Annotated in this window: 6 protein-coding genes; all 6 read right to left on the bottom strand. The window is 41.2% G+C overall.

Annotation, left to right across the window (positions count from 1 at the left end):
* Positions 1-295: 295 nt before the first annotated feature.
* Positions 296-4,996 carry a T9SS type A sorting domain-containing protein gene (locus tag ACFO3O_RS11060; protein WP_379978716.1) on the bottom strand — a complete coding sequence of 1,567 codons (4,701 nt, stop codon included), beginning with the start codon at positions 4,994-4,996 and terminating at the stop codon, positions 296-298.
* Between the two features lie 900 nt (positions 4,997-5,896).
* The gene (locus tag ACFO3O_RS11055; RefSeq protein ID WP_379978714.1) at positions 5,897-6,844 is read right to left on the bottom strand and encodes an NAD(P)H-dependent flavin oxidoreductase; all 948 of its coding nucleotides are present in this window, start codon (positions 6,842-6,844) and stop codon (positions 5,897-5,899) included.
* Positions 6,844-8,466, bottom strand: coding sequence for a S8 family serine peptidase (locus tag ACFO3O_RS11050; protein WP_379978712.1), 1,623 nt, complete (start codon positions 8,464-8,466; stop codon positions 6,844-6,846). The genes ACFO3O_RS11055 and ACFO3O_RS11050 overlap by 1 nt, the downstream gene beginning before the upstream one ends.
* A 127-nt stretch (positions 8,467-8,593) precedes the next feature.
* Complete coding sequence (gene mnmA / locus ACFO3O_RS11045) at positions 8,594-9,787, bottom strand: tRNA 2-thiouridine(34) synthase MnmA (RefSeq protein ID WP_379978710.1); 1,194 nt, start codon at positions 9,785-9,787, stop codon at positions 8,594-8,596.
* A 276-nt stretch (positions 9,788-10,063) separates the two neighbouring features.
* Positions 10,064-11,449: a DUF3179 domain-containing protein gene (locus tag ACFO3O_RS11040; protein ID WP_379978708.1), complete on the bottom strand. Its 1,386-nt coding sequence runs from the start codon at positions 11,447-11,449 to the stop codon at positions 10,064-10,066.
* A 461-nt stretch (positions 11,450-11,910) separates the two neighbouring features.
* On the bottom strand, positions 11,911-13,248 hold the full coding sequence (locus tag ACFO3O_RS11035; RefSeq protein ID WP_379978706.1) for a hypothetical protein: 1,338 nt from the start codon (positions 13,246-13,248) through the stop codon (positions 11,911-11,913).
* Positions 13,249-13,352 lie beyond the last annotated feature (104 nt).

Here is a 13,352-nt window from a genome sequence, read left to right as displayed (position 1 = left end):
ACTTTACAAAACAGCGTTTTGTTAAAATATAAAGAGATCCCGCTAGATACTGAAACGAGTTCAGTAAACAGCGGGATTAGTTCAACTAGCTATTTTGAATGCGTCCTTTGGACTTTACAAAACAGCGTTTTGTTAAAATATAAAGAGATCCCGCCGAAAAGCGGGATTAGTTCAACTAGCTATTTTGAATGCGTCCTTTGGACTTTACAAAACAGCGTTTCACTAAAAATCCCTCTTTCTAACTAAGAATAGCTAAAAAGAGGGATTATAATAGGTTGCTTCGTACTATTTTGTACTATCGCTTATACAAGATTTTTACTTTTTTCAATTCGCCATCTACGATGACCTTCAAGAAATAGAATCCGCGGTTTAGTTCACTAAGATCATAATTAAGTGTGTTTTGACCTTGCTCTAGTTGTTCTTGCGCTTCAAAGACGACATTTCCATAGAAATTAAAAATCATAAGATCTGCAGGAGTATCATTGTTTACATTAAAACGAACATTCAATTGATCTCTAAATGGATTCGGGAATGCACGAAGTTGTGTAACAAATATTTCATCTGAGTTTTCACAAGACCCTAAACTAGCACCATTATTTAAAAGTGCTGGCACAGCATTTTCAGAGACACAAAGCGTATTACCATTAAAACAAATCTCTACTTTAGGTCGGTTAGGATTATTACCACAACTCACGTCTATTACCTCAACATTGATCGTGGCTGTTTCTGAACATCCATTAGTATCTGTAACTGTTACAGTATAAGAAGTAGTTGTCTCTGGACACGCTACAATAGAAGTCGTAGTCTCGCCTGTACTCCATTCATAAGAATACGGAGCCGTTCCTCCTATCACCGTGCTTACTTCTAAAGTAGTACATGCTAAAGGCGTATAGCCTGCAAATACCGTGGTATCTTCTGAAGTCACAAACTCAATAGGATCTGATGCTTCGATTAAGACCATTTCCATTTGAGTACTTCCAAGAGCATCGGTTACGGTAACATCATACGTACCTGCCCCTAGATTGGTTGCTGTAGCCGTCGTCTGTCCGTCGCTCCACACGTAGGTATATGGTGTAATTCCTCCAGAAACTGTAATGGTAGCAGTTCCATCTGTAGCACCGTCACAGGTCGCGTCTGTAGACGTAATATCCACCAATTCAAATGCTTTTAATTGCAAACTTGCAGAAACGGGGAAGTGATCTGAAGCGGTTTCGGTGTAGACATTATTATAAAACTCATAGTGCACTGTCACCGACTGATCGATGTAATTATCATCCAATTCGTCTGTAATAGCAATATGATCAATCATATTTTCTCTAAAGACAAAGGATCTGAATCCAGCGTCGCTTAACGCTCGCGAAACAATGGTATAATTGATAGAATCATCTGAATACTCTTCAAAGCTACTAATCGTAGATGGAATGTCTGCCACTGTCTCATCAACATCATCGTTGTAATCGCCTAGAAGAATTAAATTAGCACTTGGAAATTGAGCGTCCAGTGTGTCTTTTAAAACCTCAACATCATACTTACGCATGTCATATCGATTCTGAGCACCCGTGCTTCCATTTGCTCTTGCGTGTAATGCTACAAAGTTATAAGGCTCTGTTTCTCCATCAATCACTACATCTGCGCTCAATAAGAATGGCAATCTTCCGCTGGCATAAAAACGATCGGTCGTACTTGGATAATCGACCAAAGCACTATCGTCACCTCCATTATACAATGGGTGAATTGATTCTAATAATACTTTTGTCGTTACATTAGTTACGGTGGCTGTATTATAAATGAATCCTACTTTTTGTTTCACACCTGGATCATTGGGTCTAGAGGTTGCTTCTGAAAGTATAAAGTCATAGCCTGGTAATTCATTGACCATCGCTTCAAATAAAGCATCATCTGCAATCTCCTGAACCGCATAGATATCTGCGTTGAGTCCCATGATGACTGCTTTGGCAGCTTCTTTCTGAACTGCATCCGAATCTGGACTCCCTGCTGCCGGAGAATTTGACTCATCCCCAAACCACTCAATATTCCACGTTACAACATCTAATGTTTTCTCTTTAGGAACCACAATTGGTGGTGTTGGTGGCTCATAAGGTCCTGCACACGAGAGATCAGCAGCGCTTCTTGGTAGTAATTGGAAAGTTTCAAAAAATCTACCTACCACTCCTACGACTTCTGCACAGGTATCTGGTTGCCCAAGACCTACAATTTCGGCTACGTCATTATCAATTCTCAATTCTCCAGGACCACTAAGATCTGTCAATATATAATTTGAATTTCCGAAGAGAATATCTCCTGGCGTTGGAAAGTTGACATCCAAAATTCGCACCAACTCTGCTGGGTGATTCGCTAATTCAGCTAACGTAATCGTAAGTGGCGTAATCGGCACATTAGGAAGTCCGTTGTTTTCTACAGAAGACACCGAACTTATTTGGATTTGGTCATTAAACGCACTTCGCGTTCCTGTCACAGTGATGGAATCCCCTACAGCAAATACTCCATCTCCGTGCACCGCTTGATCAAAAATAGCGATTGCTGCAGTACTGTCTTGTAAATAAGCCGATCCAGAAAATTGATCTGACACGGTTAATACACCGCTCACAGTGACTAATTCATTTAATGCCGTGTTTCTAGCTTCTAGGATAGAAATTGGAGCTGGTGGTGGAACAACCGCCCCATTTTCAGTTCCTGGCGTAGGGGTTGCTTGTGTATAGGTCGCTGTATTTCTAGCACCTCCTTGTCCGTTAGGAATTCGTTGATTCGACTGACCATCTTTATCTCCTAATTCTCCTTCATTAATCTGTGCTTGTCCTGCATTGAGTAGCACCAATAGTTCGGCATCATCACTATCGTTTGTATCGTATACTAAAGCGTCAATAAGTCCAGCCGTCGTTACCATAGTTCCGTTTGGAAAACTAGTCGCGTCTCCTTCATATAATCCTACCGCATCAGCACCATTTTGGAAGGTGTTATTAGGGACAACAAAATCTACATTCACCACGGCTGCGTTCCCCATTACAAAGTATCCATCTGCATTGGTCGTAAACCCGTCTAAATCAAACGCATTATAACTCGCATCTCCATTTCCGTTATAAAGAACAATTACAAATCCCGATAAAGACGTATTTCCTGTTCCTCCATCGTAGAGCTCTATGAATTCTAGGGTATCCGATCCTGCGGTATCTGCATCCAATTCATTAATGACTAAGGTCACTGGAACAACTGCATTCGTATTGGAAGCCCCTGGCGTTGGTATCGCCGACACATAGGTAGACGTATTTCTAGCACCTCCTGAACCATTGGCAAAGCGTTGTACTGAGTGTGCGTCTTTATCTCCAGCAGCATCCTCATTGACTTGAGGCTCCCCCGCATTTAATAATACTAATAACTCTGCATCATCACTATCGTTTGTATCATGTACAAGCGCATCTAATAAGTTAGTCGTTGTGACTGCCGATCCATTTGGAAAGTCTGTACCATCTCCAGTATAGAGTGCCACAGCATCAGCTCCGTTTTGTAGTCCATTACTCGGAATGACGATAGAAACATTAGGAACGTCTGCATTCCCAATGACAAAATAACCGCCCGCATTGGTTGTCTGACCATCTAAATCATACGTAGCATAACTTAGATTATTAGACCCGTTATAAAATACCAACACCATACCATCTAGTGATGTATTTCCAACACCTCCATCATAGAGTTCTACAAATTCCATGGTATCCGTCCCAGCAGTATCTGCATCAAGTTCGTTGATAATCACTTCAGCCACAGGCGCTGGAGCCATATTCATAGCCCCTGGTGTTGGCGCTAACTGTGCATAGGTCGCTGTATTCCTTGCGCCCCCTTCTCCATTTGGAATTCGTTGTGATGAATGGTTGTCTTTATCGCCTGCACCATCTTCATTGACTTGCGATTCGCCAGCGTTCAATAATACTAATAATTCAGGATCGTCACTATCATTGGTATCATAGACAAGCGCATCTAGTAAATTATCTGTCGTCACGGCAGATCCGCTTGGGAAATCCGCTCCGTTTCCAGTATATAAAGCAGCCGCATCAGCACCATTTTGGAGTGCATTGCTTGGAACTACCAAAGAAACATTGGCCACTGCCGCGTTTCCGATCACAAAATACCCTTCAGCATTGGTTGTTTGTCCGTCTAAATCATATGCGGCATAACTTAAGTTATTAGAGCCATTAAAAAGAACTAAAACGAGACCGTCTAACGAGCTGTTTCCAACGCCTCCATCATAGATTTCGACAAATTCTAAAGTGTCCGTTCCAGCCGTATCTGCATCTAATTCGTTGATGATAAATACAGGAGTCGCTGAGGGATCAAAATTGGCAGTTCCCGGGCTTGGAGCTAGTTGTGCATAGGTACTCGTATTTCTAGCACCTCCAGATCCGTTTGGGATTCGTTGTGAAGAATGGTTGTCTTTATCAGATGCACCATCTTCATTCACTTGTGGTTGTCCTGGGTTTAATAAAACCAATAAATCGGCATCGTCACTATCATTGGTGTCATAGACCATCGCATCCTGTAAATTGGTTAGCGAAACAGCAGATCCATTTGGAAAATCGGTAGCATCTGCGGTATACAATGCGACAGCATCTGCTCCATTTTGCAAGCCATTGCTAGGAATTACAATGGATACATTCGCTACAGCAGCATTTCCAATCACAAAATAGCCATCGGCATTGGTCGTTTGACCATCCAAATCGTATGCGGCATAGCTTAAATTATTGGAGCCATTATAAAAGACAAGTGTTAAGCCGTCTAAAGCTGTATTCCCCACTCCACCGTCATAGAGTTCGACAAACTCTAGCGTATCGGTTCCAGCAGTATCTGCGTCTAATTCGTTAATGATGACCTGTGAAAAGGAACTCCACGTCCCGACTAAGGCAAGTGCGATGGATAGTCGCAGTTTTGATGTAAAGGTTCGACAAAAGGACCCAAAGGCTTTTGAAGAAAAAGTAATGTGTTTCATTGATCGTTGGTTTATGGTTATTTATAGTTAAAAAGAATCGTAGTTGTCTGCACAAACGTGTGCATTTTGGTGCCATAAAGGCTAGTAATCAACTCAAACTTCACATATTTGATTGTTGATTAAAAAACATAATTTCGAACTATACATAAGCATAAAAGATATTCAACTCCAAGACAAACCTTGAAATCTGAAAACCAATCCAAAGATTGAAGTAATAAACCATAGATCCCACTAGATACTGAAACGACTCTGAAATGAATTCAGTGCAAGATTCAGTAAACAATGAAATTCCCCTGCCTGCCAGCAGAGGCAGGTTCAACTAGCTATTTTGAATGCGTCCGTTGGACTTTTCTAAACAGCGTTTCACTAATAAAACACGCATATGAATTATAGTTACAGTTTTATAGCGTCAAAAATAAGATTTGTTTTCAGAGGAATCAAATAATTTGACGGTGTTATACGATACTCTCTTTTTTTTAACATTCAACTAACCAAAAGATTACATAGGCGTAAGAAATGCCTGTTCGCTCAAATTTGGATTATGGAAAAGGAGTGTTTTTTGGGGGTTAAATGGTTTTGGGGGGGATGCGACTATTAGGATGTTTGATGGTTTGGAGTATGCTTTCGCGAAAGCTTTATTTTAAGATTAATTAGATAGGTTAATCCTTAGTGAATACTGAAGCTTATGTAGAGAAATACATTTAATTTTAAGGAATGACTAAACTAAGTAATTATTTTTTAACACACAAATTTCCAGATAATTACATATCCGAAAAAACATCAATCTATTTATATCTGGATCATAAAAAGAAAACTCACGCGTGCTCTAGGACGTTACTTCCAAGTAAATATACACACAAAGAAGTACTAAATAAACTATAGCTTACCGTAAATAACCCTTTACAAATCAGGCAACAAACTAACCTCTTTCTTCGCCAGATTATACTCCGCAATCATCTCTGCAACAATCTGACCAGCAGGTTTGATATCGTGAATCAATCCTGAGATTTGACCAATTTCGAGTTCGCCGTCTTCTAAATCGCCTTCAAACATGCCACGTTTTGCGCGGGCGCGTCCAAGGAGTTGTTTGAGTTGCTCGGGACTTGGAGAGGTTTGATATAGCTGAGCAACTTGCTCATAAAACTTATTTTTAATCAAACGTACAGGTGCGAGCTCTTTTAAAGTGAGTACCGTGTCGCCTTCTTTGGCATCGACAATGGCTTGTTTAAATAACTGATGCGCACTGGATTCTTCACTAGCGGCAAAACGGCTACCGACTTGTACACCGTCAGCACCCAAGACCATCGCAGCGAGCATACCCCTTCCGGTACCAATCCCTCCCGCAGCAATCAATGGAATTTTCAATTGTTCTTTCACCATAGGGATCAGCGTCATTGTCGTGGTCTCTTCACGTCCATTGTGACCTCCAGCTTCAAAACCTTCGGCGACGATCGCATCGACGCCTGCCTCTTGTGCTTTAAGCGCAAATTTGACACTACTCACTACATGAACGACTTTGATATTGTGTTTTTTGAGATGTGCGGTCCACAGTTTTGGATTTCCCGCACTCGTAAACACGATAGGGACTTTATAATCCACAATAGTTTTCATGTGCTCCTCAATATTCGGATATAACATTGGGATATTGACACCAAAGGGTTTATCAGTAGCTTTTTTGCATTTTTGGACATGCTCCACGAGTACCTCTGGATACATCGAAGCAGCGCCTATAAGACCTAATCCGCCGGCATTACTCACGGCACTGGCTAATCGCCATCCACTATTCCAAATCATCCCGCCTTGAATCAACGGATATTGAATACCAAATAAATCTGTGATGTTTCCCACTAGTTTTTGATAAGCTTTTGAGTTGTTGAAAATCCTTCTTCTTGTATTTGCACAATATAAACACCCACAGTTAATCTATCGATTCTCAAAGCATTATCAGTCGTTGTGATCTCTTTTTGCAGTACTTTTTTCCCTAACAAATCATACACAAAGATCGTGGCTTGAGAAGCGCCTTCTGGAAATTGAATTTGAACCATAGCATTGGCTGGATTGGGGGAGAGTGAATACGCTTTCGCGAAAGCGGACTCCTCCACACGCAACACATTGTTAAACGCATCTTCAAAATTAGGGATCCCATACCCCATTTGTGGCGTTGGATTGGTAAATAAGTGCGCCGACTCACGTACGATTTGCATCACCTCAGCATTGGTTAATTCTGGGTAGGCTTGCCAAAAACTCGCCACCGCTCCTGCCATGATAGGCGAACTAAAACTCGTTCCGTTACTCGTATCAATGGTTCCGTTGGGTCTGATCACTGCAGCACTCTGTCCTTTTGCCATCACATCAGGTTTGACACGCCCATCGCTGGAAGGACCGATACTACTAAAACTCACATAATCGCCATTGCTATTCACTGCGCCTACCGTGAGGACACCTGGGGCGTCTGCTGGGGCACTAATCATTCCAGTGCCTGAATTCCCAGCACTCGTAACCATCAACATTCCTTTTTCAAAAGCGAGGTTGGAACCTCTAGAAATAAAGGTGGTTTGCCCGTCCATATCTTCATAGGTATGGCTATAGGCAGGATTGTCATAGGTACGATACCCAAGTGAGGTATTAATGACATCTACCCCTAAACTATCAGCACGCTCTGCTGCTTCCACCCAATACGATTCTTCAACAGGATTTTCACTATTGACATCTTCGGTGCGGAAACAATATAAGAATGCATCTGGTGCCGTTCCTACAAACTGATCTTGTATAAAACCAACAATATCACTTGCTGTACGCGTCCCGTGGCTGCTATTGGCAAAAGCAAACTCATCGTCTACACGATCTACAAAATCATAGCCATCTAGTAAGCGACCGTTATCACGTGTTCGTGCAAAGCCATCATTGGTATCGATGCCTGGAAAACCAGAATCTAATACTGCCACAATAATGCCTTCGCCTGTAAAGTCTTGTTGGTGTAAAAAATCGGCGTTGAGCATCGTCACTTGGTTTTCGGTAGCGCCGTAATTATATTCTACGCGTTGTTGAGGATCTATTGGGTCGTCTTTGACAAATCCAAATCCTTCCGAGGATCGTGTGAGACTGTCATCGGCAAACTCAATACCTGAGACGAAAAATTCACCTTCAAGTTGTAAGTCTTCCAAGGCTTGTATATCTTCTAGAGAACCGCGAACATGTACACAGTTCATCCATTTTGATTTGGCCAATACGCTAATACCCGCTTGTTCTTTGATGACTGCGATATAGGCTTCGTTAACAGGCACATCACGCTCATCGATAGCCACACCGTGCATCTCTTTACGATCAATGGCTTCTTGTGTCAAAATACTGATCGGGTTTGCAATGCTTTCTGCTACGTTTTCTTTGTCAGTGAAGAATACCCAAGCGTCTTCTTGTGCGAAAGTGAAAAATGGGGTAAGTAGGAATACCCATAGTAATACTTTTTTCATAGGTCATTTTTTTTCAACTTCCACATTTCAAATATGCACTTCGACAAAGCCTGTCTTGAGATTGTCGAAAGGCGCTGTGTAACACTCTGTATGATCTTCAGTGGAAATCTTATAGTTTTTTATAAAGTTACGAAATTACTCCCGAACCCAAACATTCGTCTCCGTGATGCCAAGCTACAAATTGTCCTTCGGCGATGGCAGTTTGAGGGTGATCAAAAATCACATACAATCCCCCTTCAACACGATATAGGGTTGCTTTTTCTAAGGGTTGGCGATAGCGAATGCGGGCGTCAACTTCCATCGTTTCATCTACGGTAAGTGCTACATCTTCTCTGATCCAATGAATTTCTTCTTCTTTTACAAAAAGTCCTTTGCGGTATAATCCGGGGTGGCTTTTGCCTTGTCCTGTGTAAATCACATTTTCTTTAACGTCCGTTTCGATTACAAACAACGGTTCGGTGGTGCCTCCCACCGCAAGTCCTTTCCGTTGTCCTTTGGTGAAATAATGGGCGCCTTGGTGTTTGGCGACGACCTTCCCATCAGAAACTTGGTATACCGGTTTTTCTGCAAGTTGGGGTAAGTCCGCTTTCGCGAAAGCGTTGCTAGCCACATCCTCCCCTACCATCAGCGGTACAGCTTCTTTTGGAATCTCAACAATCACGCCCTCTTTCGGTCGAAGTTGCTGCTGTAAAAAGTCAGGCAATCGCACCTTGCCAATAAAGCAAAGTCCCTGTGAATCTTTCTTTCCAGCAGTCACCAAATCTTGCGCTAAAGCAATCTCACGCACCTCAGGCTTTTGAAGATGACCTATCGGAAACAGCGTTTTTGCCAACTGTTCTTGTGACAACTGACATAAGAAATACGACTGATCCTTGTTGGCATCTGCACCAGCGAGTAACTGATGGATTTCTTTACCATCTTTGGTAAACGTTGCTTTTTGACAGTAATGTCCCGTAGCGACATAATCGGCACCGAGGCTCAATGCAATTTTCATAAACACATCAAACTTAATCTCCCGGTTACAGAGCACATCAGGATTAGGCGTGCGCCCCATCTCATATTCTTTGAACATATAATTGACAATACGTTCTCTATATTCTTCGCTCAAATCCACGGTCTGAAAAGGGATGCCAAGCTTATCTGCCACGAGCATTGCATCATTACTATCGTCTAACCACGGGCATTCGTCAGAAATCGTCACCGAATCATCATGCCAGTTTTTCATAAAAAGTCCAATGACATGATAGCCTTGTTCTTTTAATAAATAGGCGGTAACACTACTATCAACACCTCCACTAAGACCTACTACTACTGTTTTCATAATTTATGCCCGCGCAGGCGGGTATCCCTTCATTCCCGCCCTTCGACTATCGCACTTCGACAAGCTCAGTGTGACACTCAGGATAAACTCCGGCGGGAATCTCATTTAATTTCATCCCCGCGAAGGCGGGGATCTCTCATTATTAATTCTCTATGTTGTTTTGCACTTTAACCAAGCACTTCGACAGGCTCAGTGTAAACTTCTACCTCATTACGTTCTTTGAAAGCTTATAATTCTGTTGCAAAATTACGCAATTATTTGCCGTTCTACTAAGGCTTATTTGATAAGCTTGGTGTGTGGGTAGGCAGCTTGCCAACCAAACCAAAAGGCATTAAAGGTGTGTATTCGTAAGCGAACGTCTCCTGAGGTGTTTTGGATGCGGTCTTCGTAGATTGTCCAGCTGTTGCCGTTAGCATCTACAGCCGTTGTATTTTGATCGTACTTTTTAAAATTCAGATTAAACGCATCATAGACACGGTTGGCACCCGTTTTATCGGTAAATACTACAAACCGTTGATCGCCAATACTCGATTGGTAGATGGGGTTTTTCTTTAAGAATTTGACTGCAATTGCTAAAGGTTGTTCCGGGTATTCAGGTAATTTGATCGCCAGTATGGATTCTTTATTTTTTAGTTTTCCATTAACTGCTGGGACATTGAACATGAGATTGTCATCTGCAAAATATGCTTGGTAGGCAATACCTTCTCCGTAATCTCGTTGGTACCCGGTATTTGATGAGAGTACGAGTGTTTCTGGGTGCCGTTTTTTCCATTCGCCCCAAGTAGTAGTCACCACACTTAGATAGTCCATTTCTATGCCTTTACCGACCAATGGTCCTACGACAGGTTTTCCTTCTAAGGTACTCCACAGAGACTGTGTGGCTTGATCGTACATGAGTTTGTTAGAGCGGTATAAGAATCCGCTAGTCCCCATCTCGTGTAAGGTGCCGTTCACTTCACTTTTATAGAGAATAACCGTACCACAAAGGGTACAATAGACGCCTGTCACGGGGATACCTCCTACGTCATCGACAAACATTTCGTGCCAGGCAAGTATGCGTTTAGGGTAGGCTCTCGCATCTCCATTGACTTCAATGCCAAAAACAATGTGATCGTCTTGCAGATAGCTTGCTTGATTAGCAGGAATCATCGTCGGATTGCGTAAGGGAGGAATCCCATCTTGTCCCACACCTCCCCAACGGATTTCGTCCAAGCGGATTAAACTGGTCTCCTGACGTCCTTGAAAATAGATTTCAAATTTGGGATCAAATGATTTGTGAAATTGAGATTTGAAATACGCATAATCAGGATGTAGTTGTGGGTCTTTATTCCATAGATATTCATACCAAGCATTGAAATCAAGTCCAAAATGCTGTCCTGTTTTTTTCTGTAAGAGCAAGGCTATTTTCAAACCTATATCTGTAGAATATCCAAAATACATGACTTCTAATGCCATGATTTCAAATTCGGGTTTCCAGTTTTTATCAATAATTTTCAAGGATTTTTCTTGAGAAGCTTTGCTAGAGGTGGTAGCAAGATCTAAGAAATAGTGAACTTCGCTATTAGGGGATACTTCTTGTGCTTGTAGTGGTTGATGGATTGGAAATGCTATTACAAATAACCCAAAAGAAATAGCAATCGCTTTTTTTATTCTCTGTTCCATAGCGTTTCTTTTAAAAGTCGTTACAGACCTTAAAATCTAACAAAATTAGTTCCATTCCTATACTGAAACGAGTTCAGTAAACAGCGGGATTAGCCTGCTTGGCGGCATAGACAGGTACAACTAGCTATTTTAAACCCGTATTATGCATTAGAACTTCGTAATGATGCTTAAAGAAGTAATAAAATATAGCATTTTCTGAGTTTTAGCATAGCATCGCTATGGTTAAACTTAAAAATGTAGTGTAACGGTATATTTTGAAGCTTATTTAAGTTGTAATAGATTTTCTAATGCATAATGCGGGTTAAATGCGTTGCTTTGCAACTTTTCAAAACAGCGTTTCACTAAAAAAACAGTAACTCGAAAAAACGAACTACTGTTTCTGTAAAACCAGTGTAAAGTCCCCCAACTTTACACTGGTTATTTTAAAACCCCTAAATAGATATATTCTTTAATAGTAAGTATTATTGTGCTTGTTTTGGGATATTGCATCCCATGCCATTCCAAGCATAACGGCCCGCTGACAATGCTTCTTCAACGGTGATAAGCGGTAAAAAGACCTCTGCATCCATTGCCACTTCCCCACCTTGTACATTTAATCCAAAAATACTTCGCAATTGATTGGCTCCTGTGTTAGGAACGCTTACAGCAGCATCGACTTCTTCTCTGGTAATAATATCTCTCCCAGCATAGATTTTTGCCCAACGTTCGCCAACAGGAATACTGATTAATAATCCTTGATTTCCATCACTTTCTTCATGTACCAAAGTGGCTTCATCTATCATATCTTCTGCGGCCATTTTAGCATTGATTTCTTTGTAATCATATTTTGCGTTCCCTGTAAAGAGGTTATTCATCATTTTTAACTTTGCACCTTTATTATAAAGGCCTCCCATGTGTCCGTAGCCTAGTGCGTTGTTAAAAACATCGGCGGTTAGATTGCTATCAAATGCCATGGCATCACCTCCATAAGAGGCAATCGCATCATGCTTCCATGTAAATAGACAGGTGTTGTTAGATACTGTAAAATGTGGCATTACAGAATCATCAGAGCCTACATAACCAGTACGTGCATGGATGCCGTATCCTGTGTTGTTGATTGTAAAGTTATTTTTGATAACCCCTTTACCGCCTTTAAAAACACGTACAGAGATCGCTCCTTCAGTAGGAGCGGTGTTCATGACTACGCAATTTTGAACGGTCACATTGGTATAATGACTTGCTACAATCACAATCCCTCCTGATTCTGGGGATGGGTTTTGTTGTGATGCAGGACTTGCTTTACGACGTATGGCCAAATTTTCATTTTTATGATATCGATTACGAGGACCATTATCTACAATAATACCTGCTACGACAATGTTTCCTCCCGTAGATTTTTGTCCGTTACTTTCTCGCTGTTGATCGGTACGAATATAAATTCTAGGGTCTGTCAATTTCATATATTCATTAACTCCCGTAAAAATTGTTTTGTGGGCATCCCAAGGATCTCTGGTGGTAAACGTCACGTCATAACCACCATAAATTTGAACAGGGACATTAATTTCATCAGCGCCTCGCTTTCCTTTGCTCATATAAATACCTTCTGCGATATGTATACGATCATTAGGCTTTAACAAATGGATGATGTTTCCTAAATCTTTTGCGGGACGTTCTTTGGTTCCTAATTTACCTGATCCCGTATTCTTACTTACGTACCAATCTCTGCCTTCATTAGCAAAGTTTGGAGAGGTTTGAGCGCCTACTGTAAAATAAACTAGGAGTAAAAGACAAATAAAGGACTGTTTGAGTTGTTTTTTCATTGTATTAAAATTTAGTGCTGTTATAGATTCAGTACTGAACTGTTTTTCAATGAATAAAACTATTAGGATTCTGGTAACATCCCTTATTTATTTAGTGAACGAGA

Origin of the sequence: Dokdonia ponticola (genome assembly GCF_042653865.1) — a bacterium.
GTDB lineage: Bacteria > Bacteroidota > Bacteroidia > Flavobacteriales > Flavobacteriaceae > Dokdonia > Dokdonia ponticola.
This window is presented reverse-complemented; position numbering and strand designations above follow the sequence as displayed.

Coding starts and splice junctions, on each gene's coding strand:
- mnmA (WP_379978710.1), bottom strand. CDS start 9,787: ATGAAAACAGTAGTAGTAGGTCTTAGTGGAGGTGTTGATAGTAGTGTT.
- ACFO3O_RS11035 (WP_379978706.1), bottom strand. CDS start 13,248: ATGAAAAAACAACTCAAACAGTCCTTTATTTGTCTTTTACTCCTAGTT.
- ACFO3O_RS11050 (WP_379978712.1), bottom strand. CDS start 8,466: ATGAAAAAAGTATTACTATGGGTATTCCTACTTACCCCATTTTTCACT.
- ACFO3O_RS11040 (WP_379978708.1), bottom strand. CDS start 11,449: ATGGAACAGAGAATAAAAAAAGCGATTGCTATTTCTTTTGGGTTATTT.
- ACFO3O_RS11060 (WP_379978716.1), bottom strand. CDS start 4,996: ATGAAACACATTACTTTTTCTTCAAAAGCCTTTGGGTCCTTTTGTCGA.